The sequence below is a fragment of the Thioclava sp. 'Guangxiensis' genome, assembly GCF_045348365.1.
In the GTDB taxonomy this organism is placed as follows: Bacteria; Pseudomonadota; Alphaproteobacteria; order Rhodobacterales; family Rhodobacteraceae; genus Thioclava; species Thioclava kandeliae.
The window spans coordinates 242250-264767 of the sequence record NZ_CP155824.1; the positions used below are offsets into that span (position 1 = coordinate 242250).

The 22518-nt window shown below is 59.0% G+C and carries 27 protein-coding genes and 1 pseudogene; 4 read left to right on the plus strand and 24 right to left on the minus strand.

Annotation, left to right across the window (positions count from 1 at the left end):
• Position 1: 1 nt before the first annotated feature.
• The 23 genes from ABEB22_RS18410 to ABEB22_RS18520 all read right to left on the minus strand — a co-directional run bounded on the left by ABEB22_RS18410 (position 2) and on the right by ABEB22_RS18520 (position 15174).
• Positions 2-1588, minus strand: coding sequence for a DUF935 domain-containing protein (locus ABEB22_RS18410; protein ID WP_349295247.1), 1587 nt, complete (start codon positions 1586-1588; stop codon positions 2-4).
• Positions 1588-3000, minus strand: a complete 1413-nt coding sequence (locus ABEB22_RS18415) for a terminase large subunit domain-containing protein (RefSeq protein WP_349295248.1) — start codon at positions 2998-3000, stop codon at positions 1588-1590. The genes ABEB22_RS18410 and ABEB22_RS18415 overlap by 1 nt, the downstream gene beginning before the upstream one ends.
• Positions 2997-3533, minus strand: a complete 537-nt coding sequence (locus ABEB22_RS18420) for a phage protein Gp27 family protein (RefSeq protein ID WP_349295249.1) — start codon at positions 3531-3533, stop codon at positions 2997-2999. Before ABEB22_RS18420 ends, ABEB22_RS18415 begins: the two co-directional genes overlap by 4 nt.
• Position 3534: 1 nt before the next feature.
• The gene (locus ABEB22_RS18425; RefSeq protein ID WP_349295250.1) at positions 3535-3840 is read right to left on the minus strand and encodes a hypothetical protein; all 306 of its coding nucleotides are present in this window, start codon (positions 3838-3840) and stop codon (positions 3535-3537) included.
• On the minus strand, positions 3837-4181 hold the full coding sequence (locus tag ABEB22_RS18430; RefSeq protein ID WP_349295251.1) for a DUF2730 family protein: 345 nt from the start codon (positions 4179-4181) through the stop codon (positions 3837-3839). The genes ABEB22_RS18425 and ABEB22_RS18430 overlap by 4 nt, the downstream gene beginning before the upstream one ends.
• Positions 4178-4411, minus strand: a complete 234-nt coding sequence (locus ABEB22_RS18435) for a hypothetical protein (RefSeq protein WP_406871211.1) — start codon at positions 4409-4411, stop codon at positions 4178-4180. The genes ABEB22_RS18430 and ABEB22_RS18435 overlap by 4 nt, the downstream gene beginning before the upstream one ends.
• Positions 4320-4565 carry a hypothetical protein gene (locus ABEB22_RS18440; RefSeq protein WP_406871212.1) on the minus strand — a complete coding sequence of 82 codons (246 nt, stop codon included), beginning with the start codon at positions 4563-4565 and terminating at the stop codon, positions 4320-4322. The genes ABEB22_RS18435 and ABEB22_RS18440 overlap by 92 nt, the downstream gene beginning before the upstream one ends.
• A gap of 2 nt (positions 4566-4567) precedes the next feature.
• Complete coding sequence (locus ABEB22_RS18445; protein ID WP_349295254.1) at positions 4568-4915, minus strand: hypothetical protein; 348 nt, start codon at positions 4913-4915, stop codon at positions 4568-4570.
• Positions 4916-4928: 13 nt separating this feature from the next.
• Positions 4929-5792 (minus strand): N-acetylmuramoyl-L-alanine amidase, encoded by an 864-nt coding sequence (locus ABEB22_RS18450; RefSeq protein ID WP_349295255.1) that lies wholly within the window; start codon positions 5790-5792, stop codon positions 4929-4931.
• Positions 5793-6033: 241 nt separating this feature from the next.
• A complete protein-coding gene (locus ABEB22_RS18455; protein ID WP_349295256.1) occupies positions 6034-7281 on the minus strand; it encodes a hypothetical protein in 1248 nt (415 codons plus the stop codon).
• 250 nt (positions 7282-7531) lie between these two features.
• Complete coding sequence (locus ABEB22_RS18460) at positions 7532-7933, minus strand: hypothetical protein (RefSeq protein WP_349295257.1); 402 nt, start codon at positions 7931-7933, stop codon at positions 7532-7534.
• The gene (locus tag ABEB22_RS18465) at positions 7926-8186 is read right to left on the minus strand and encodes a hypothetical protein (protein ID WP_349295258.1); all 261 of its coding nucleotides are present in this window, start codon (positions 8184-8186) and stop codon (positions 7926-7928) included. The genes ABEB22_RS18460 and ABEB22_RS18465 overlap by 8 nt, the downstream gene beginning before the upstream one ends.
• The gene (locus ABEB22_RS18470) at positions 8176-8610 is read right to left on the minus strand and encodes a regulatory protein GemA (protein WP_349295259.1); all 435 of its coding nucleotides are present in this window, start codon (positions 8608-8610) and stop codon (positions 8176-8178) included. Before ABEB22_RS18470 ends, ABEB22_RS18465 begins: the two co-directional genes overlap by 11 nt.
• 3 nt (positions 8611-8613) lie before the next feature.
• The gene (locus ABEB22_RS18475; protein WP_349295260.1) at positions 8614-9258 is read right to left on the minus strand and encodes a DUF3164 family protein; all 645 of its coding nucleotides are present in this window, start codon (positions 9256-9258) and stop codon (positions 8614-8616) included.
• Positions 9251-9412: a hypothetical protein gene (locus tag ABEB22_RS18480; RefSeq protein WP_349295261.1), complete on the minus strand. Its 162-nt coding sequence runs from the start codon at positions 9410-9412 to the stop codon at positions 9251-9253. Before ABEB22_RS18480 ends, ABEB22_RS18475 begins: the two co-directional genes overlap by 8 nt.
• Positions 9405-9734, minus strand: a complete 330-nt coding sequence (locus ABEB22_RS18485; protein WP_349295262.1) for a hypothetical protein — start codon at positions 9732-9734, stop codon at positions 9405-9407. Before ABEB22_RS18485 ends, ABEB22_RS18480 begins: the two co-directional genes overlap by 8 nt.
• A gap of 1 nt (position 9735) precedes the next feature.
• A complete protein-coding gene (locus ABEB22_RS18490) occupies positions 9736-10095 on the minus strand; it encodes a hypothetical protein (protein ID WP_349295263.1) in 360 nt (119 codons plus the stop codon).
• Entirely contained in the window at positions 10095-10679 is a 585-nt protein-coding gene (locus ABEB22_RS18495) for a hypothetical protein (RefSeq protein ID WP_349295264.1), read from the minus strand. Before ABEB22_RS18495 ends, ABEB22_RS18490 begins: the two co-directional genes overlap by 1 nt.
• Positions 10679-11425 (minus strand): ATP-binding protein, encoded by a 747-nt coding sequence (locus ABEB22_RS18500; RefSeq protein ID WP_349295265.1) that lies wholly within the window; start codon positions 11423-11425, stop codon positions 10679-10681. Before ABEB22_RS18500 ends, ABEB22_RS18495 begins: the two co-directional genes overlap by 1 nt.
• 46 nt (positions 11426-11471) lie before the next feature.
• Positions 11472-13613, minus strand: a complete 2142-nt coding sequence (locus ABEB22_RS18505; RefSeq protein WP_349295266.1) for a transposase domain-containing protein — start codon at positions 13611-13613, stop codon at positions 11472-11474.
• Positions 13614-13621: 8 nt separating this feature from the next.
• Complete coding sequence (locus ABEB22_RS18510; RefSeq protein WP_406871213.1) at positions 13622-14455, minus strand: ParB/RepB/Spo0J family partition protein; 834 nt, start codon at positions 14453-14455, stop codon at positions 13622-13624.
• 52 nt (positions 14456-14507) lie between these two features.
• Complete coding sequence (locus ABEB22_RS18515; RefSeq protein WP_349295268.1) at positions 14508-14822, minus strand: hypothetical protein; 315 nt, start codon at positions 14820-14822, stop codon at positions 14508-14510.
• Positions 14823-14904: 82 nt separating this feature from the next.
• Positions 14905-15174 carry a hypothetical protein gene (locus tag ABEB22_RS18520; RefSeq protein WP_349295269.1) on the minus strand — a complete coding sequence of 90 codons (270 nt, stop codon included), beginning with the start codon at positions 15172-15174 and terminating at the stop codon, positions 14905-14907.
• Positions 15175-15267: 93 nt separating this feature from the next.
• Between ABEB22_RS18520 and ABEB22_RS18525 the strand changes: the two genes are divergently transcribed.
• The gene (locus ABEB22_RS18525) at positions 15268-16113 is read left to right on the plus strand and encodes a S24 family peptidase (protein WP_349295270.1); all 846 of its coding nucleotides are present in this window, start codon (positions 15268-15270) and stop codon (positions 16111-16113) included.
• Positions 16114-16197: 84 nt separating this feature from the next.
• Positions 16198-17754: a hypothetical protein gene (locus ABEB22_RS18530; protein WP_349295271.1), complete on the plus strand. Its 1557-nt coding sequence runs from the start codon at positions 16198-16200 to the stop codon at positions 17752-17754.
• A gap of 665 nt (positions 17755-18419) precedes the next feature.
• Here ABEB22_RS18530 and lpxK read toward each other — a convergent pair.
• Positions 18420-19028 (minus strand): annotated as a pseudogene (gene lpxK / locus ABEB22_RS18535) (tetraacyldisaccharide 4'-kinase); the annotation flags it as partial.
• Between the two features lie 108 nt (positions 19029-19136).
• Here lpxK and ABEB22_RS18540 point away from each other — a divergent pair.
• Together ABEB22_RS18540 and ABEB22_RS18545 are read left to right on the plus strand one after the other, a co-directional pair.
• A complete protein-coding gene (locus tag ABEB22_RS18540) occupies positions 19137-19412 on the plus strand; it encodes a hypothetical protein (RefSeq protein WP_406871214.1) in 276 nt (91 codons plus the stop codon).
• A gap of 624 nt (positions 19413-20036) precedes the next feature.
• A complete protein-coding gene (locus ABEB22_RS18545) occupies positions 20037-22472 on the plus strand; it encodes a heavy metal translocating P-type ATPase (RefSeq protein WP_349295272.1) in 2436 nt (811 codons plus the stop codon).
• The last annotated feature ends 46 nt before the right edge of the window (positions 22473-22518 follow it).

Consider the following 22518-nt stretch of genomic DNA (forward strand, 5'->3'; position numbering starts at 1 on the left):
CTCAGTCCTCGATCGGGGCGTTCACTTCGCCTGCCACACGGGCAGCAAAGCTGGCACGGGTCAAAAGCTCCTGCACATTGGCAGGAAGCGATTCGCCGGGGAAGCCCTCAAGAAGCTTAATCACCTCATCCATGCTTTTCGCCCGCTCCAGCGCATAGAGAATTGACGCCATATCCTCATCCATTGCCGCATCCATCGCGCCATCCTCGACCAGCTGGTCGATCAGCAGATCAAGCGCGTCGAGGGGACGCGGCTCGAATACCTGCCGCGCGGCCAGTTGGCGCTGGTTGCGGGCGGGAGTAGCCGGGGCAACAGTATCTGTTACGGGAGCTGCTGGCGCGGCCGGTGCCTGCAGCACCTCTTCATCCTCCTCGGGCTCCGAGAGATTGAAGGTCTTGCGCACATCGCGAATGGCGATCCGCAGGCCCATCGCGGGGCCTTTCTCCATCAGTTGCAGCATATCGGCCGGCACGATCAGCTCGGGCTGCACGAAGCGGATCCTCGGGCATTTGACCCGCCGCGCATCCCCGAAATGCAGCACCGTCAGAGGCTGCGCCAGATCGCGCATCAGGGTCGCGGCCAGCTGCTCGGCATCGGCATCACGAATATCGGAGCGCACCTCCTCGTGGATCTTGCCCACGGCATGACCGCCCGCAATCGCATCCGTCGTCGCGACCTGACCCAGAACGCCCTTGGAAATCTGCTCGTCCCAATAACGCGCAGCCCCTTCATAGAGCTTGTCAGCGCCGGTCGAGGAGGCAGAGACGATATCGACCTCCATGCTTTTGGGGATGATCGCGGCCATATCGACGCCGATCTGGCGCACGGCGCGCAGGAGCGTGCGGCGATCTTCTGGGCTGGAGGTAGTATCGTATTTGCCAAGGCGCAGCGGGTGGCCATAGGCCTCGGCAAAGATCGCCCAATCCCTCAGCGAGAAGTTCTTGAACATATAGGCCCAAGCCGCGAGCCGCGCGAGACCGGCACGGATCGGCAGGCCGGACTTGGCGCGGGCCTGATGGACAATGAACTTGAAGGGCTGCAGTGGCACCGCGCCTGCGAAATCCTTCATCAGCAGCTGGCGACCGGTGACGCGGTCATATTCGAACCAGCGCGGATCGCATTGCTCGAGCCCCGCGACCTCCCAGCGGCCACCGGCATATTGCCACATGATCTCGGTGACCGAATATCCCTTGCCGATCGCATCGAGCATATCGATCAGATCTTCCTTGATCGCCGCCGAAGACAAAGCCTCGCGCACGATCTCGGCCGCATCCTTTGCCGCCTCGCTATCGTCGCCCGGATCAACGCGCAGCTCCAGCGAGCGGATCGCCCGTTTGCGCACGCCCAGCACGGCCGCATAATGGAGATCCTTTTCCTCCATCTGTTCGGCCATCTCCAGATAAGAGGTGGCATCGCCCGTCTCGGCCTCGCGCAGGATAGCCGAGAGGCGCACAGGCTCGATCCCGTCCGCCGGATGGCCCGCCTGAATATGACGGACCGAGCCGACTGTCGGCTGCGCGATCGGCTCCAGCATGTCGGCCTTTTTGGGCATCGCCATCTGGCGACCGTATTGGTCATAAAGTGGCATCACCATGCTCCTCGGGTTGAACCCCAGCGGCCAGCGCCGTCGGTCTCGTCGTCATCGTCATCATCTTGCGGGGCATAGCGCGACCGTGTGTCGGCCACGCCCTGGTATTCATAGGCGGTGGGTTCGGTCTCTGCCGCCGATACGGCCAGCGCCCCCGCCCAGAAGCGGTCGGCGTGGCCGTCGCTATCGCCATCGGCAATCAGGCGACGGGTGCCAGTCACCCCGACCTGGCTCTTGATCGAATGGAGATCGGCGCGCAGCACCACATCACCGGCAGGGATGCGCGTCTTGCGATCCTGCATGCTTTCCTTGAGCGAGGTGGCCATGTCGAGCTTGGCAGCCGAGCTGAAGAGCACGCCCTCGACACGTTCCTCGCCATGATTGCGCTTGGCATCCTCGACGGGCTTCTCGCCCATGCCGGTCTGGTCCATCCGGCAGCGCAGAACGCGGTAACGCTTGAATACCTCGGCCAGAAGCTGGTCCTGCTCCGCAAAGCTGATGCGCCGTTTCGCGATGATCTCGCGGGTGACCAGCACCTCGCCCACCAGTTCGACAACCCAGATCACGAAGAGGTCGTTGCGGGCGGCAATATCGACGCCGACATAGCAGAACCCACCCTGATAATATTCGGGCTTGCCCGCGCTCTCATGCTCGCAGGAAGAGATCAGATCGTAATCGAGCCAGGACGAGGCCTCATCGAGCCATTTCAGCTCGTATTCCTGCGCCCAGGCATCTTCATCCGCCATACCTTTGCGCAGCATATCGACATCACGATCGAGCCCCATCTGGACGGCCTGATAGATATCGACCACATGGCGCGACCAGACGCTATCCTCGGCGGTCATCAGCTCGAAGAACTTGTTGCCCTTGCCGTTCGGGGTCGAGATCACCCGCAGCTTCTGCTGGCCTTTCGAGATCACCGGAAACAGCGCGGCCCAGATCTCGCGGCTTTTGGCATGGAAGGCGAATTCGTCGAGGATCACATTGGCCGAGAAGCCCCGCGCCGTGTCGGGATTTGCGGGCAAGGCCGTGATGCGCGAGCCATTCGGGAAGCCCACTTCAAGCGCCTTATAGACCGCATCGGGGCCTTTCTCCTGCGGGGCGCGGAATTCGTTTTCCTCGAACGTCGGTTCGCCCCCTTTAACGAGGGTGTTATAGACCTCGTAAAACGCCTTGGTAAAAGGCTTGATCACCTCGGTCATCATCTCCGCCGCCTGCCGTTCGCCGCGGCTCAGGATTACCCAGCGCGTGCGCCGGTCCTCGGCCCAGCCCCGGAAGCAATCATCGGCGCATTCGCCGCCCGTGGAGAAGGTCTTGCCGGTCTGGCGCGAGAACATGCCGATCTTGAAACGGCTCTCGTCCTGTATCCAGCGCTGCTGATACGGCAGGAAGTTGACGACCGGCTTTCTCATGAGAACCCCATGATCGAGCGGGCCTTCTCGGCTGCGGCCCTGTCGATATCACCGGCCTCGACTGCCGCATCGAGCTTCTCAGACTGGGCCTTGCGCTCGGCCGAGAGGATCGCGTCGCGAAGGGCGGTGGAGCGGATCAGGTTGTTGAGCGCCGTGGTCAGATCCTTCATGCCGCGCGGATCGATGGCATCGGCGCTGGTGGCCATGCTCATCTGCAAACGCCATTGCAGCGTGGTCAGCTGTTGGAAAAGCGCCTTGGTGACGTTGGCTTCATCGGTGAGGCTGGCCTCTTCGAGGAAGGTGCGGATCTGGTCCTGCGCCTCTTCCTGCGCACGGGCATAGTCGCGGAAATCCTGCCCATAGGCATGGATCGCGGACTTGCCGATCCGCAGCTCCACCCCTTCCTCTTCGCAGCGGAAGGCCAGATCTTCGGCCAGCGCCTCATAGTCCGAGAAATTGCGCTTGCGCAGTTCTTCCTTCAGCCAGCGACGCAGCTCCTCGGGCAGAAGGTCGATCTTGCGGGGCGGCGGCATGTCAGAAGCCCGCCGACTGGCCCGGGCGCGGGCGCTGGATCTCGGGGTGGAGCGCACGGCCCTCGGCGATTTCGACGCCCTGATGCGTGGCGGTGGTCACGATCATGCCCTCGCCACGATTGCTGACGAAGCCGTTCTCGGCAAGCCAGGTCAGCTCGGTCGTGATCTGGTCCCGCGTTGAGGTGATCCCGAAATCATTCACCACATCGGCGAGGATCGAGGCGTTGGAGGTGTAGCCCGCGCAATTGGCCAGATACCGCAGAATGGTCAGCCGGCGGTGTTTGCGCAAAGTGTCCTGATAGCTCATCGACGTGTTCCTTGTAGCAGATGCTCTTCATGACGGGTCACCACGCGTTCGGTGCGCTCCATCACTTCCCGATAGCCCTCCATCGCCTGACGCAATTCGCGGACATCGCCGCCAAATCCCGCCAGTTCGAGATGGAGCTTGTGAAGGTCTTCGGTGCTGGGAAGCGCCTTGACCGTGGTTTCCAGATTGGAGATCCGGCCTTCATGGCGGTCGAGCCGCGCATGCTGATCGTCGATCCGCTTGTCGAGGCCGCGCCAGCGGGCCCCGATCCATGCAACGATCATACCGAAGATCGTGACCAGCACCCCCAGCGTTATCGTCAGGTCAAAGTTCACGATCATGGGGCAGCCTCATAGCCACAGGCCGCAATCAGCCCGGAAATCAGCATGTCACCGGTCACGACCGCGTCGTCATCGGTGCTCTCGGCCAAGGCGCGCGCATGGCTGCGCGCCAGCCCTTCGAGGCCAGCGCAGAGGCCTTCAGCGCTCGGACGGGGGCTTGTCGGCACCTCCGCCGAACGCGCGCAGGCGGTCACGAGCAGCATCAGGCTCAGGAACATCGCGGGTCGCATCTTCAATCCTTTGTCGGGTTTCGAGGGTGTCGATCTGGGCCTGCATCTCGTGCTGGGCTTCCGTTTCGGCTTTCGTCTTCTGGGTGACCCATTTCTTGCCCACGAACAGCAGGCCGATCAGGGCCAGAAGGCCGCTGACAATTTCGATCAGCATGGTCATCCTCCATCTTTGGGGCTGTCGCGGCGGTTGCGATTGCGCACCCGTGCCCAGAGCCGCGCGAGGAAGGCGCGAAGCTGGGAGCGGCGCTCGCCCGGATCGAGCGAGAGGCGGTAATTGGGGGCTTTGCGCTCCCACCATGCCCAGAACCCGAAGGCCAGCGGCGCAAGCATCATGATCCGATCGAGGACCAGATCGGGGGTGGACCCAAGCCCCAGATGATCGAGATGGGCGAAGAGATCGATATGGAGCACATTGCAGATCACCGTCGCGGCCATCAGGAGCGATGCGTAGAAACTGCGGGCATGCCATGCGGGCAGAACGGGGAGGTTCATATTCTTGGCCATGGGCTCGCCTCCCTCACTCGATGCAAACGGGGGCGGTGTAGCGGGCGACGACCCAGCCTTCCTGACCCGCATAGCGCACCTGCAGCCAGGCACGGTTATCGAAAACGCCACGGCGCAGTACCGGCACGGCCGTGCCGTCCGGAATGGATGCCAGCACATTCGGATTGAACGAGGGCCAGCGCCGCATATTGAGGCTGTCTCCCCCGGCATCGATCTCGACATAGGCGGTCGGGTCGGTCTCGGGATTGGAGCCAGCTTCAGCGGCCAGATCGGCAGGATCATCGCGGCCGAGGACCTTGGCGCGGAGCTCGTCGAGCGGGAAGAGCGGGTTCACATCGACCTTGCGCCCGGGTGAGATATACCAATGCGTCGTGATATCGGTCAGGCTCGGCACGTCGCGGAACAGCGCTTCGAGAAGGTCCAGAACGGCTGAGATCTGATCGGGGGCGTAGCCCATCCAGAGCCCGTGGCCATGCTGGGGCGTGGTGATCTCTTCGATACCATAGGAAGCGCGATTGAACTTGGCACCCCACCAGCCCTTGGCGGTGCTGTCATCCACCGCCGTCATGCGGCCCGGATTGACGATCTCGATCCCGATGGAAAACGCATTGCAGCCCGAGCGACCGTTAAAGGTCGATTTGCCCGCGTGGTTCGCACGTTTATTGGTGGGCACCTGCTGGGTAATGGTCCCGTCGCGCTCGACCACGAAATGGACGGAGACCTTCGCCTCGTTATTGGCGAGGTAATTGGCCGAATTGGATTTGGTGAGAGGGCTTGCGGTGTCGTGCAGAACGACAATGGTCGGGGTGATGGTCTCGCCGATCCATTTGGCCGTCTGGAATGTGACACCCTCAAGAATATGGTTCTGGATTTGCATGGATAACCGTCCTTTTGATAGGTCGGTTATCAGCCCGTTTAAGGCGAATTTGCCCCCTGAACTGGTTGAGCGTTTGGAAGCGTGGCAAAAGTTGTTGGAAGTGATTGCTCAGTTAAGTAACCAGCTTTTAATAAGACCAAAATGTTAGGCTTAAGCTCCTTCCGCTGCATAATTGGCCGACGGCCGGTCACTAAGAAGGAACCTCTGTGCATAAATTTATGCTCTTATTTGCATAATGGATCTAAAAGGACGTAGGGCTAGATGCGTCTCCAACCACCTCGGCCAATTTTAGCCAAGCATCTACTATTGCCTGATCTTGGTTAGCCAGAAAATGCTTCGCGCTTTCTCTCATTGCAGGTCTTTTTTTTGGCACTTGTCCGGCGTCAAAAATAGGAATCGCATCATCTATCATACTTGCGGTTTGCGGGTCCATCTGTTCACCGCGGAAACGATCAATAGTCGCGCTTACGCCGCTCTGCCACAAGTTGCGATCATTGAATTCAGACTCCATGATCTTTTTCAGAGCTGTATCAGAAGTTACAAAAACTCGTGGCGTTCTACGCTCATGGAAAGAATTGATCGCAGAACCATATTCTGAGAGAAAATAACAGTCTGAAGCCGCATTCAGAATGCCTCTTTTTATTTTTTCGAAACTACCAGAATGAACCTGCTTCAACATCGACTTTCGCTGCACTCCGAGTTTGGAAGGTGTATCGGAGAAGTAGAGAGAAAAGTATCGCAGCGATCCCATGCCAAACGCTCCGCAACGATAGATCGCCTCGATAAACGCTTTAAACTTAGTGTTATTGCTTATCGTGCTGCCACTTTTAAGCTCAATGGTAGCTGCAACTATTGTCGCATAAAGCTCTGAATAATACCGTTGACCACCAGAAATACTCCTAATCTTCGTTAAGGACGACCGAGGTATCTTTCGTGTTAGCCTGTCGGAGAGGCCCCAATCTGGCATCCGATTTTGAATTAGAGTTTCGCAAATAAGATCTAGATCCGTTTCGAACCAGAGAAACTCATAGGCGTTAAACGCTTCAAGAAGATGTTTCTTGTCGCTCGAATTGCCTTGCATCTCATGATAAGCCATGCCGGGTGTGATGGCTCCTTCGCATAAGCCCGACAGTATTACAAATGCGAGAATTTCTTTGTTTTCCTTGTTCAGCAAGGAATTCGGGGGCTGATCTAAAATACGCCGTATACCTGAGAGAAAATTCGAATCTACAATAGATGTTATTTCGCTTCCCGTTAACATTTTGTCGGTTGCAGCCCTAACGGGATTGAAGCAGCTGAACAAAACATTATCTCTTCCGTCTGGTCCGTCAAATATTGAGTCTGCATGAAGCATATGTGCCGACTCTAAAGTTCTTTGCGCCAGAGAAAATGCCTGATTATGCAAAGGGCTCAACACCATTATTGCCGAAAAATCATCATCGAAATCTTGCATTTGAACCTCAATTTCAATTTTTTTGTCTATTTTCAAGTTTCCTGCGGAGGATCATATTTGCAAGGCTGTTTTACAGAACTTTTATCATGTGGTTCCTGCAAATGCCGGTCAGTAATTACGATAACTTAACCCCTCTGAATGCTGCGGCGCTAATATTTATTTTTGAGTAGATACGTCTTAGAGCATGCGCGCTTGGAAACGTGCATACGCTGAGCACTTCAACCCTTCAGGCAAACCACAATGTAAAAAGGTATATTTACTAAAAAGTGATTCAAGCACGAAGTGACTAAAACGGCAGCTGCAGCTGCCCGTCATCCTCGTCGAGCTCGGCCCGTAATTGGGTACGCAGCCTGTGAACCCATGTCGCAGTCACGTTGAACTCGACGGCGATCTCGTTGGCCGAGCGGCTGGGATTGGAGCCAAGGCCGGCCTCTATGACGGCGGCACGGAGGCAGCTGGCGCGGTCGCGGGAGGTGGCGCCAAGCCGCGAGGGGATTTCGAGCGTGGTTCCCGCAAAACGACGGGCGAGCCAGACCGTGATCTCCACGCCGATCTCGCTGGCTATTCTGGACCGACCGGCACCGGAGACCGAAGGGATATCACGGCTCTGCCCGCCACAATTGGCAAGGATCGCCAAGCGGGCGGGCAAACCGAGATCGCGCTCCAGCTCGTCGATCCAGCTATCCATCCTCCGGCTCCTGCAGGAAATGCGGCACGAAGAGCTGATCGCCCGCGACCGTCATGATGGTGATCACGCGCGGGCCATCGAGCACGAAGCGGAAACCGTCCTGACGGGTGGCGGTCGCGCCGAGCGACACGGCCATCGCCACGCGGGCCTCGATCTCGGCGCGGACTGCGGCAAGGTCCAGCCCCATGACGCGCTCCATATAGCGCACGAGGGCGTGGTCGGTCACATAAGGGGCAAGATGATCAGCGCGCATCGAGTTCGACCCCCGCGCGGGCGCACCACGCTTTCAGCGCGTCGATGACCATGGAAATCTGGACATGGTCGGTCATCGCGTCGATGTCGATCGGGGCCGCGCCCCAGGTCTTGGCAAATCGCTTGCGGATGAAGGCATTGAGGCCCGCCGATCCCGCGACACGGGTCTCGCCCGCCTCATGGAGGAGCCGCCAGAGCACATGGGCAAAGCGGATATCACCGCGCTTGGCTATCGGGCGCTTTCCAGCGCGGACACGGAAGCCCTTGCTCCGCAGCTCGGACAGCACGGCCGTCTTCTCGGCATCGGTCATATCCGAGAGCGAGGCCTTGCCCGTGACCCGCAGCTGCAGGTCACGCCGGCTATCCTCGTCGAGGCCAAGCTCGCGGCACCCCGCGAAGATGGAACGTTGCAGCTGATGGGTCATGGCTCAGGCCTTTGCCAGATCGATGGTGATGGCTTCCCACGCCGCCTCGGGCGTGGCGCGTTGGTAGCAGCGCACATAGGTTTTCGAGCCCACGACACGCATGGCATCGCGGATCGCGGTCATGGCCCGCTGCCAGCGGTCATCCTTGATGTCGAGACGTAGGAGCATGAAGATCTCGGTGCGGTTGATCTGGCCTTCCTTGTCGGTATTGAAGGCGCGGGTCACGATGGTGCGGATCTCGTCGCGGGCATCTGCGGCCCATTCGTTGAGGCATTCGTCCATCAGATCTTTGGCGATCTGTAGCTGCGGCCCGAAATCGATCCGGTCGGCGACCGAGACCTGCACCTTCATCAGACCGTCAAAGGACATGAAGGTCTTATTACCCTTCGCACCGCCCTTGGTGACATGATATTCCTGCTGGAGGAGAGCTTCGAAGCCGCCCAGATCATCGAAGGTATGGGCCTTGAAGCGGGCGACCTGGGCCGAGAGGTCCGAGGCATAGCCTGCGATCTTGCGCACGACCTCGTCTTCAAGGAGGTTCTCGGGCTTGATCAGCGAGACGGGCACGAGTGCGCCCTTGGTATCAGCCATATATTCAGCGCCGTTGATCGTCTGACGGCCGGTCGGGATGGTGGAATGCTCAGTCATGGTCGGTGTCCTTCAGGGGGGCAATGAGGGTGAATGCGGTCCAGTCGGTACCGGCACAGGGATCAATGCCGATCCATTTGGGTTTGCCGGGCGGCGGCGGTAAGTCGGTAAGCTTCTTGATCAGTTTGGCGGGCGTGAACACGGTGTCAGGCATGTGGGCCTCCATGGGGCAGAAGAGCGTCGATGCCGTGGCCGAAGATGACGGCTTCGAGGATCCGGCTGGCCAGCTCGCTCTCCGTCAGGCCACGGGCGGCGCTATGGGACCCGAGACCTTCCAAGAGCTTGCGGCTGACCGTGACCCGCTCGCGGCCAAGGCGCGGCTTGCGGGCGACCTTTTGGGGCATCGGCAGACCCAATTTGCGGGCACGGGCCGAGTGCAGATAAACGGTCTCGATCGAAAGGCTCTGTTCGACGGCGATATCACTCGGCTTGGCCCCTTCGATCACGCGACCGATCACAGCATCAAAATTCGACATTTCAGGATTCCTTCCGTTTGGGGCAGCGGTTGCACGCCCGAAACATCCGGACCCGCATGCTGTTCTCGTTGGAGTAGGTCTTGGCCTTCTGCTGCCAGCTGCGGCAGTCCATGACGGGGATCTCGCCCAGAACGGGACAGGCCACGCAAAGGTTCTCGAAGGCCCCGCGCACGGCGGTCTCCACATTGCCGATATCGCCGGTGTATTTGTTGCGCAGGACGAGGCTCACCACGGTCGAGGAATAGCCCAGACGGCGGGCCACCTGGTTCTGGCTGGTCTCGGCGCAGGCCCGTGCCAGCGTGCCAATCCAATCGGGCATCTCCGCGCCCCATGCGCCTTGTGCGGTCATCATCTGGGTCATCAGCTCTGCACCTCCTCGAATACCTCGTTGGTATTGGGATCGAAGATGCGCTTGACGCGCTGGACCTTCGGCGGCAGCGGCCCGTTGTCGCGGATCAGACGGTATTTGGCGAGCTTGCCTTTGGCGGGCGAGGCCTTGACCAGCACCTTCAGATAGCCACAGCGCAGAAGCTGGTAGACATAGGTTTTGGCGGTGCGCGGCAGCACGGTCACCGAGGTCGTCGTGGCATGGGCCGCGATATCCTCATAGGTGAACTCCTTGAGCATATACATGCTGCGCCACATGTTCTCGATGCCTGCGCCGTGGCTAACCGGCGTTCCATCCGGGCGCAGGCGTGGCGCGTGGTGCCCGCCATCTTTCACCAGCTGGTAGCTCGGCGGATAGACGGTCTCGTCCTTGGTCACATATCCCGCAGCCACCAAGCATTTGAGATAATCCGAGATCGTCTTCTTATTGGCCAGAGACCGCTCGCGCAGGAAGCCCAAAGTGAAGCCCTCCTTGTTCGCGACGATTGCTTCCCAGATGTCCTGCCTCGACGGCTTCCGCTCATGCACCGGCGGGCGTCCGCTTGTATTCTTGGTCATTACTGCGCACCTCGCGGTGCCGGCGCATCGCCGGTATAGAAGCGGATCCGCTCCGCATCCTTCAGGGTGACGCGGTCCGCACCGCGCGTATCGGCATCGACACGCACCTGATCGAGATCTGTGACGATCCGGCGTGCCCGACCGCCCGAGGCGTCGAGGATCATCTCGAAGACACCCTCCTCGAATTCGAGGCCAGGGCATTTCCGCTGGGCCAGAAGCCCCACCTCGCGCAGGTCGGCAGGCTGGGCTGCGACCCATTCCAGCATCCGGTTATGGACGCGTTCAAGGCGCGTAAGGTTTTGCGGCAGGCGCTCTTCGCCGATCAGGATGATGGCCGATTTGCTATCCTCATAGAGTTCGCGCACCAGCTCGATCATCTTGTTCTTCATCAGGTAATCCGCTTCATCGATCAGCAGCGGGCGACCGGTGACGGCCAGCTGGCGCGATATCTGTTCGGACATCTCCGGAATGGTCCGGCGCGCTTCGATCCCCATGTTTCGCAGGATCGCGGTGAACAGGGTCTTGCGGGTCCAGCTCTCGCGCATCTCCACCCAGTAAGCGCCGGTCTCATTGGCGTTCCAGGTCGCGGCCACGGTCTTTCCGTAGCCGGATGGGCCATAGAAGCAGGCCATGCCGGGCAGATCGGGGTCACGGTCATTGACCCGGCTGATCAGCGCATTCAGCAGCATCACGTTGCGCAGGGGCGCGACGGACTGGTTGAACGCGTTGGGTCGATCCATCTTCATCTGTGTCTCCTTTTGGTGCTCTGCGGCCACGGCTGCAGGGGAGTTGTCATGCCAGCCCTTGTTCGCCGAAGCGGTCGAACATGGTTCGCTGGGACTGGTATTCGGGCGTCGAGCGGTAGCGCTGGAACCATTGCGCTTCAGCTTGGCCGATGGCCTCGCCACGCTCGGAGCGTTCTTCGATATCGCGGGCACGCATGAAGCGATCACGCGGGGCCTCAGCCTGTTTGTCGCGGCGCGGTTTGGGCGCGGCGAAGCTGCGTTCGAACTGCAGAAGCTGGGCTTCCTGCTCGGGCGAGGTCTCGGGTGCGGCCTTCGGGCGCTGGATCAGCTTGCCGCGCTGGCGCTGTTCGAGGCGGGCGATCTCGCTTTGCTGGGCAAGCTTGACCACCTTGGCATCAAGCGTCGGCGCATCGGCTTTCGGCAATTTGTCGAGATCCGCCGCCAGACCACCCACCGAGACGGGTCGCAGGTCCTTGGCCAGACGCCGCTGTTCGCGGGTGCGGCGGGCGCGTTCGCGGGCTGCAGCCTTGGCCGAGGCGAGATCGAAGAATTCCGACTTCTCCTGACAGGCCGCAAAGCCCAGAAACTCGCCGACGGGGCTGTAGATATAGGCCCCCGCGTGCAGATCCTCCGGATTGAACCGTGCGATGACTTCCTGACCGGCATGCTCGTTCATCCATTCCGACCAATAGCCGTTCTTGGCGATCGTCATACGGCCATGGGTCGAGTGCAGCTTGCCGATCTGTTGGGCCATCAGGCACATGCGCAGCTGCTCGTCGGTTGCCTTCAGGATCGGGCGCTTCTGGTAGCTCTCGGCAAAGGTCTCGTCGAAACTGCGACCGGCGGCGGTCTGGCTCAAACGGCCCTGGCGGGCATTATGCTCGGCCACACCTTCGGCGACGACGGCAAGGAATACATCGAGATCAATGGCCGTCTCGCCATAGTTCGAGGGCTTCGCATCCGGACGGTTACCGGTATAGGCCCCGTGGAAGCGCGGATCGCGGGCGATATCATCCGCAAAATCCCGAAAGCCCCGTTCGATCGGCTTGGCCTGACCATGACCGGGCGTGGCCCAGTGGATCTTGATGCCCAAAAGCTCCAGAACGCCCAGAGGCTCGTCCTCGCGGACCTTGAAGCGGAAGCGGGTCTTGGCGCCACCGGTCAGCCATTTATTGGCGAATTCGCGACCGTTATCGAAGAGGCAGTGCTTCGGGATGCCCCAAAGCTCCAGCAGCTCGCGCAGGGCCGACATGACGGCGACCTTGTTCGGGTCCACATCGATCCGCCATGATAGGATCTTACCCGAATAGAGGTCTTGAAAAGCCACAATCTGCGGGCGGATCGGGGTCTCGAAGCCCGGCCATTTTACGAACACGTCGAACTTGTGGCAGTCAGCATTGACGCCTTCCAGCGCGCCCAAGGTCGAGCGGTCGCGGATCTGAGGCGGGTACATCTTCAGAAGCCCGGCTTCCCCCTCACGCATGAAGGTCTGCGAGACCAACGGGATCGTCGTGTCGAGCCAACGTTTGGCGGTCTTCGCCACCGAAATGGCTTTGAACCCGTTGGCCTTGCACAGCTTCACGGCGCGGCGATGCGAGGCGGCAAAGCTGCCGCCACCTTCGCGCAGGAAGTCCGCCTTCAGCCAGTCGAAGAACTGGGGATCGGCTTCGGCTTTGCTGCCGCTTTTGGCCGCAGCCCGATGGCGCGGGGCGAGATAAGGCAACCAATCCGCCTCGGCCACGCCATCAACGAGGCCAAACCAGTTCCAGATCGTGCGGGTACTTTTGCCCGTCGCAGGCGCGACCATCTCGATGGCCAGCTGCTTCGTGGTGACCTGCGTCAGGCGCTGGATCTCGGTCAGGATCGCCAGTTTGTTCTTTGCCTCGGCCTTGGTGCTTTCGGGTAGCCTGTCGAAATAGGCCCATGCCTCGGCGCGTTCCTTCCAGGTCGTGGGTTTGGCCGTGTCGGCATCGACACCCGACATCAGATGACGACGTGCGCGGGCCGGAAAGACGTGCCAGTTATATTCCCAGCCACCGCCGCGCCCATCACGACGGCGGACAGCATTGGGGGTGTCACGCCAGCCGGAGGCCTTTGCCAAGGCATCCACGCCCTGCCGGGTCTCTGGCATGTCGGGCAAGCGTGCATCGGCGATCTCGGCCACGGTCCACCACTCTTTGATGTCCATAAAGTCCTTCATTCGTCATCGCCCCCTTGGTCGGGCATGAAGCGCATGACCTGATCGCCGAACTCGTCGAGGAAACGACGACGGGCGACCGCAGAGGTGCGCGACCACAGATCCGCGAGTTTCAGGAAGGCCTGATCATGCGGGTCGGTCGATTGCGGGATATGGCTCGATGCAGCCGTCTTGATGGCCTTCAGGGCCTTGGCTGCGGACTTTGCCTCACCAGCAATAAGGGCTTTAACGACGGCTTCACGGCTGGTGGGCTCCAGCTTGCCGATCAATTGCAGATCGGAGAGGCCGACTGCCTTCGGAGCCTCACGCAGGAGGCGTACATCCTCGGGTGCGAGGGCCTTGCCTGCGGCCACCATACGGCGCACATGGCGGTCGGTGATGCCGAATTTCTGGGCGGTAGCCTCCGCAAAACATACGACGGACATTTTGTCCGCCGTATTCCAGCGCTTCCCGACAAGGTCAGCACCGGTCGCGGCTTTGGTCTCCGGATGCAGCTTCTCATAGACGCGCTGACGCTCGGCGAGGAAGACCGCCGTGTCGAGCGGGTCCATCTCTGCACCGGCCAGATTGTCGTCGATCTCCATCAGGCGCGACCAGTCGTCGGTGACATCCGTCCAGATCTTTGCCTCGATCTCCTCCCAGCCCAAACGCTTGGCGGCTTCTAGGCGGTGACCGCCTGCGATCAGCACCAGCGCGCCGCCCTTCTTCTGGCGAACATGGATCGGGTCTTTCATGACGGTCAGCTCCTCGATCGAGGCGATCAGGCTGGCAACACCAGCCTCCGTCACGGGCCGCAGCCGGTTCGAGGTATCGACCTCGGCAACAGCGACCATAGTCTTTTGCATAAGGTGGGGTTTCGGCATGGTGTGGACCTTTCCGTACCGATCAGTTGAAAACGAGGGGCAGGAAAAGCGCCCCGAACAGGATGGCGAAGAGGCATACAGCCCCAACGGCATCGGAAATCAGGCTGCCTTCGAAGCGCCCCCAGGCCGCACGCGTCAGGGACAGGAACCCGCGCAGCCTGGAGGACATCGACGCGCCGGCAGGTTGCGCATCGAATTGGAAACGGAGGCTCGCGCGCCCCACGAGCGGATCATAGTTCACGCTCCGACGGCCGGGCGTTGCCGCCTTCTTGCCGTCGGAGCGGCCCTGATCCTTCGGCGATCCACCGACCGAAGGGAGGGAGACACGGACCACCATCACAGCACCTCAATGGCGTGGAACAAGGCGATCCAGATAAGAATGGCCACAAGGCCGCCCAGAAGGATGATGCAGTCCGTCATCAGGCTGCGTCCTCTTTCGACGTGATGGCCTTGGGGCGCACGGGGCGAGAAATATCCTTCGGCCAGTCAAGGTCTTTGTCGGGCCAGTTGTCGGAGAACCAATTCCAAACAATGCGCGCGGTTCGGACAGTGCAGGAGCCACGGCTCTGCAACCGATCAAGAAACTTACCGTCGTTCGCCGCATAAGTGCTGATAGTGGAAAGTTTCAACCCAGAATGGGCCGAGTACTCGTTAGCCAGTTTCAAAATTTCCTGTTCGCTGATGCTCATAACCTCGGCCTCTCAGTTGGGCGTTCTCCCGATAGATTAAACGGGAAAACTCCCGATTGTCAATTACGCTGCATTCGGGCATTCTCCCGAACTATGAAAACACTGGACGAAGTCTTCGTTGAGCGGGTTAAGTCCCAGCTCCAGAAACTCGGCGAGACACCGTTCTCGTTTGAGCAGAAGGCTGATTTGCCGAGAGATGCTCTGCGCAACATTCTTCGCGAAGACGCGAAACGCGCGAAGCCGAACCTAAAAAGAGTGCAGGAAGTATGTTCTGCGCTCGGACTAGAGGTTTACATAGGTCCGCCGCGTCCAGCTATTTCGGAGGAACTTGCGACAAAGCTTCAAGACGTGATGCACTTTGAACTTGCCGGAATGAGCGGGCGTGCAGACTTCATCGCCAGACTGGCGAGCGGTGAGGAGTTGGGACTGGAGTTGAAACTCACTTCAGCTGATGACGACAGAAATATTCGGCGGATGTCTGAAGATTTCACGGCAGTGCCATTGCACGAAGCATCGCTTGCCGCCGGAGATGGATTTTTTAACGGTCATTCGAAGGTTACAGAATATCTAGCTTTTCGAAAATCTTGGATGCGCCGAATAGGGGTCTCACCATCGGATGCTGTGCTCGCGCGCATCGCGGACGGTGAGACGGGCGAAAGCATGCTACCCTCGATCTGCCCAGGTGATATGGTTCTCATCGATACTTCCCAAAAGAATATTCCGCCGCGATCGTCCGATTATAAATCTCGCAAAAGCCCCGTGTTCGCTTTCGCGACCGAAGATGGTGCGCGGGTGAAACGTCTTGCGACTATGGGAGACGTAGTAATTCTCGCATCCGACAATCCTGATTATCCGCCAGAGTTCATCTCCAAAGAGGCTTGGGCAAACGTCAATGTAATCGGGAAGGTCGTCTGGTGGGGTCATACGGCCGAAGGGTAGAACTGTTACGCTTTCCGACAATGGTGCCGCGAAGATTCTAATGAAGCGTCTGAAGCGCTCTAACGGTTTTGGAATTGATCTGACATGAGACACTATTATCGCAAAAAGCTTGACCGCATTTTGGCCATGTCACCGGATGAGGGTTTTTTTCAACTCGCTTGGGCAGTCCATGCGTTGCAGACGGACGCCCCTGAGCGCGCAATCCGATATTTAGACGCAAAATTTATTCCATCGAAAGCTGTAACGCCGCCTCGTTACAGTGAGTATGCAATTCATGAGTGGGAACTAGAAACCCTGATAAACGAGTTGATGATCATTCCTAAGATGCAAGTGCGACAGAATAAGATTACTCGCCAAATGCGAATGGACCATTTCGGCGTGATGGGTAACTGTATAAACAGGCTTCGCAAACTTGAAGACGTCGAGCACAGAGTTCTCAAACATCGGGAAGATGTGTTCGTTGATTTAGGGCGCATCGCCGCACGGCAGTTCGAGTGGCAAGCTGGTTTCAACGATATTGCTCGCTTTTACAGAAATGCGTTCGTTTATGGCCAGGGGCCTTGTGCCGCTTATTTCGAAAAAACTTACGGTATAACGCTCGACCGCTTTTCGGAAATTGGATTTATTTTATACAGTAATTTTCGGCTCCGTGCTGTCGCAGGTTATAATAATGCTTGGAAAAAGCTTGGTATAGAAAAGGAAGAATTTGAAAAAGTTCTTACCCTGATTGCTCTGCCGTATTCTAAAGCTGCAAAGCAGGCTTCTCGCCTTAGACCGAAGACTGTCCATGTTGCTGATAGGCCCAGCATATTAAGACAATTTCCCTGCATTCGCTTTGGAGAAGAATGCGAGAGGTTACGAGCTCCTCTACCTGAGCTGATATTAGAGCGGATTACTTCGGGAGTATTTTACGACGTTGTAAAAAGTACCGATGGTAAAATCCGAGACGACTATGGGCGTAGGTTTGAAGACTATTGCTTCAAATACCTGGAAACTACCCTCGATCAATTTTCTTGGGATCGAGAGTTCAAATACTCTTTTCGGAAGAATATGGTGCATACACCCGATATTCTTTGCTCAAGCGGTGGGAAAATTCAAATCGCATTCGAATGCAAAGCGAAACGGATGTCACAGTCGGCAATGTTCGGGATTAACCCCCTGTCCGATGGGGGGTATCAAGAACTCGCCAAAGCAGTGTTCCAACTTTGGGCTTTTTTTTCGCGCTGTCGCCGCGGCTATATAAAACGCGAGCTAAAGGACGATACGGTGGGGGTCGTTCTGACGTTAGACAATTGGCTCGTCATGGCAGAATCTCTCCGTAGAGAAGTCCTTTCGATGGCCAAATCTATGGCGGCGGAGAAAGATCCTGAGATCTCTGAACATGATATGAAACCGATAGTTTTCGTCACAATCCAAGAACTAGAAAGAACACTGTCTACAGCCTCTGAAGCCAGCTTTATTCAAGCGTGTCATCTAGAAAATACTCGTGGATTCAAAGGGTGGCGGTTGGACAGTATCCATCGCAAGATTACCCTTGGGCAGGGGCATCCCTGTAGAAAAAATCCGGTTTCTGCAGAGCTCGGGGAGCTGCTACCATGGTGGGATGCGATGCAAGCTAAAATAAAACGGCTGCTAGATTAAAGATAGTATGACCAGTTTAGGCAGAGTTAATCGTAAGATAGTAAACCCGTATTCCATCCTCCTAGCGGATAAAATCGTTTGCATGTTCGGAGGGCTTAGAACTCAGCGCAAAGCGCGACGATAATCAATAAAACAAGGGGCTTATCTCGAACATGCAACAGAATTTTGAACTCGCGGATAGATTTGCATGTTCCCGACTGCGCGGAGGCTACAAAACTCGCCGTCATTCGAGTACTGAAAGGCGGACGTATGCTGGACGCAGCTCGTCAGCTAGCGCCCAGTGCAGCTGACCGACGAAAAATAGAGGACAGGCTCTGATCTGCGCCCGGTGGCGCTAAATCCTTTAAAAATAAGGGTACATCACGGGTCTAACGCGACTATCGGAAGCGCTCGGCTAGCTTCTTCTGTTATGGGCCAACCGATTTCGCTTGGTCACCGTGGGCATCCTTATCCTCTAAGATTTATGGCGCACAGCGACTGAAAAACTCTGTGTCGCACACGCTCGTTAAACAGCCATTTTCGGTCTTACTGAAAGACACCCTGTGGCGTGGCCCCATTGGGGCTTCGACGCCTTTAAACGCCTTGTTTTACTGGCCCTTCCGGCTTCTTCCGGATTGTTCTGGTCTCTTCCGGTATCACTGAAGATATCTGTGTCCCTCTACATTCTCCGTCGTCACAAGCTGTAAACCATCCGCCTGCGCATCATGCAAAAGACGCGACAACAGCGCAGCCGTGAAAGGCTGGTGGTCACCAAGTGACTCCGTCCGAACAACCGACGCACCCAAGCCTCGTAGCGTATCGAAAAACTTCTCTGGATAACCAATCCCCGCAAACGCCAAACACCGCAATCCACGCCAGTCCATACCCGTCGGCAACGGGGCCAGATGGCCAGTAAAATGAGGGCAGGGAAGATAAGCGCCCCAACGCGACGCAAAACGCTCTTGCGCCGCAGCCTCTCCGATCGAAACAACAAGATCAGCCCGCGATAGACCCGCAGATACAGGCTCCCGCAAAGGACCCGCTGGAAGGCAAAGCCCGTTCCCAAAACCACGACCCGCATCCACGACCACAATGCTCAGATCCTTCACAAGCGCAGGGTTCTGGTGACCGTCATCAAGCACAATCACATCCGCCCCCGCAGCACAGGCCGCAACACCGCCCGCCGCACGGTCCTTCGACACCCAGACAGGCGCAAAGGACGACAACAAAAGCGGCTCATCCCCGACAGCCGAGGCATCATGCACACGCGCATCAACCCGCACAGGACCAATCAACCGGCTGAAGCTGTACGGAATGAAGGCAGCATATGATGAACTGATCACCACGGCAGCGAAGCGATAGCACGTGCTTCAGAAGATCGTGATGAGTTTCTGAATGCGGAGATGATCGAAAAGCTGGCGCGATCAAACAAGTACCAGATAACCATCGCGGAGCTCTCCTTGGCCAAAGAGGTCGATGAGCTCACCTTCGAGGGAAAGCCAGTAAATGCGTTTCTGGTACGGGCCCTCGCCCCCGGTGACGCCTCGATCAGCGGCACCGGAATTGGCGAGCCACACGGTGCCTTCGGCATCATGCGATCCTGTATCAGGCGCTCTAAACGCGGCCGGTTTTTCAATGTGGTCGCACTCGTTAAAAATTGGTTGCCGAGGCCCTGCTGACCGCCAATGCCACACCGCTGATCTGCTCTGCCGCTTTGTCTTTCTGATCCTGCATGAACTGGGTTATCTGCCGCTCGCCTAAGCCGTTATACAGCGCTCGTCCGACCTTACCAACCGCCTTTACGAGCGACCTTCGAGGATCTTAATGACCGATCTCGACTTCGAAGAGTGGTTCGGTCTTCTGCGATCTCAAGAGGATGACAGCTTTCCCCGATCGCCTCAGGCATCATTGTGACATGGGCGAAATCAGCAACGAGAGTTGCCTCTTCAAGACTCGCGCAGAACTAGAGGCACGCTGACCCGACGCAGCTGCGCTGTGTGATGGTTACGCCGCGTTGCGCTACTTGCCGCAGAGCCGGAAGCGTCAAGGTAAGACGTCGATTGAGGGTCAATATTCGGTGCCGTTTGACGGCCTTACAAGCAATCCGGTGGCTTTGGACACCTCGCCGATGGTCATTCTGTCCCTCCATCTGCAGCGGATCACGATAGCGCAGCAAGGTGTTTGGAACAGGGCGGGGACCGGCACGTTGGGTCTGAAGCCGATCTTTTCGTCCTTCATGCTTGACCCTCCAGTGAGTGGAGGCCCTATCTGGAGAGGCGGACCAGCCAAAAGGACCCGCGATCATGAAAGACCACGCCCATTCCTCTACGGTTACCCGCGATCCGGTCTGCGGCATGACGGTCGATCCGCATGCCGGAAAGCCCCGTGCCACGCATGATGGCCATAGCTACCATTTCTGCTCGCAAGGCTGTCACGACAAATTCGTGGCCGCGCCCGAAGACTATATCGAGGCCAAGGATCCGGTCTGTGGTATGACGGTCAATCGCGGGACGGCGGCGCATTTCCACAAACTGGAGGGCGAGAAATTCTATTTCTGCTCCGAAAATTGCGAAAGCAAATTCAAGGCCGATCCCGAGGCCTATCTGGGCGAGCGGCCCGCGCCGAAGGCAATGCCCGAGGGCACGCAATATACCTGTCCTATGCATCCCGAGATTGTCGAGGACCAGCCGGGAGATTGCCCGAAATGCGGGATGGCGCTGGAACCCATGACACCTTCTGCCGATCAGGGGCCGAATCCCGAGCTTGTCGATTTCCGCAAGCGGCTGTGGATCGCGGGGCCACTGGCGGCGGCGGTGTTCACTCTCGAGATGGGCGCACATATCGGGGTGCCGTTCGAGGACTGGATCGGGGCACGGCCCTTCCTCTGGCTGCAATTCGCTTTGGCGACGCCGGTTCTGTGGCTGTGTCGTCCGTTCTTTGTGCGGGGCTGGAAATCTGTCACCAACCGCTCGCCCAATATGTGGACGCTGATCGCGCTGGGGACGGCGGCGGCCTACGGGTTCTCGCTGGTCTCGCTGCTGGCCCCCGACATTTTTCCCGAGGCGCTGCGGGATATGCACGGCCAGCCGCCGGTCTATTTCGAGGCGGCGGCCGTCATTCTGGTGCTGGTGCTTCTGGGCCAGATCATGGAGCTGACCGCGCGCGAGAAGACGGGCGATGCGATCCGCGCGCTGATGGATCTCGCGCCCAAAACCGCGCGGCGGGTGAATGACGCGGGCGAGGAGGACGTGCCGCTTGATCAGGTGCAGGCCGGGGACCGGCTACGGGTGCGCCCGGGCGAGACGGTGCCAGTGGATGGGGCCATCATCGAAGGCGGTTCGACCATCGACGAGAGCATGCTGACGGGCGAGCCCGTTCCGGTGGAGAAGGCGCAAGGCGATGCGGTGACCGGCGGCACACTCAATAAAACCGGCAGCTTTGTGATGGAGGCGCGATCGGTGGGGGCCGAAACGACACTTTCGCGCATCGTGTCGATGGTGGGGCAGGCACAGCGGTCGCGCGCGCCCATTCAGGGGCTGGCCGACCGTGTGGCGCTCATTTTCGTGCCGGCGGTGGTGGCCTGTGCGCTGCTGGCCTTCATTGCGTGGATGGTCTTCGGCCCGTCTCCGACGCTTGGCTATGCGGTGGTGGCCGCCGTTTCTGTGCTGATCATCGCCTGTCCCTGTGCGCTGGGGCTGGCCACACCGATGTCGGTGATGGTGGGCACGGGGCGCGGGGCGTCCGAAGGGGTGCTGGTGCGCGATGCAGAGGCGCTCGAACGCTTTGCCAAGGTAGATGTGCTGGTGGTCGACAAGACCGGCACCCTGACCGAAGGCCGCCCGACCCTGACTGATGCGGTCGTGCTGGAAGGCGAGGAGGAGCACATCCTGTCGCTGGTGGCGGCTCTCGAGCGGGGATCGGAACATCCGTTGGCAGAAGCCATTCTGGCAGGGGCAAAAGACGCGCCGAGGCTCGAGGCAGAAGGGTTCGAGGCGATCACCGGTAAGGGCGTGAAAGCGCGGATTGACGGCCATCAGGTAGCCTTTGGCAATGCTGCCCTCATGCGCGATTGTGGCGCCGATCCCGAGAAGGTGACAGACCGGATCGAGGCGCTCCAGGACGAAGGCAAGACGGCAATGATGCTGGCCCAAGCAGACCGGATCATCGGCGTGATTGCGGTGGCCGACCGCATCAAGGACACAACCCCCGAGGCGATCCGCGCGCTACATGAGGCGGGGCTGCGCATCGTGATGGCGACCGGCGATAGCGCGCGCACCGCGGCGGCGGTGGCCCGCAAGCTGGGGATTGACGAGATCCGCGCCGGTGTCTCGCCCGAGGGCAAGGCCAAGCTGGTGGAGGAGCTGCGAAAAGGGGGCGCGTCCGTTGCCATGGCGGGCGACGGGGTCAATGACGCACCCGCGCTGGCGGCTGCCGATGTCGGCATCGCGATGGGCACGGGGGCCGATGTGGCCGTGGAAAGCGCGGGGCTGACGCTGGTGAAGGGCGATCTACGCGGCATCGTCAAGGCGCGCAGGCTGGCGCAGGCGGTGATGCGCAACATCCGCCAGAACCTCTTCTTTGCTTTCGCCTATAACACGGCTGGCGTGCCGATTGCGGCGGGGATCCTTTATCCGGTCTTCGGGGTGCTTCTGTCGCCGGTCATCGCGGCACTGGCCATGAGCCTGTCCTCGGTCTCGGTGATCGGCAATGCGCTGCGGTTGCGGGGGCAGAAACTCTAATCTCGGGAATGTGACCTGACGCCGGATGGGGCAGAGGATATGTTGC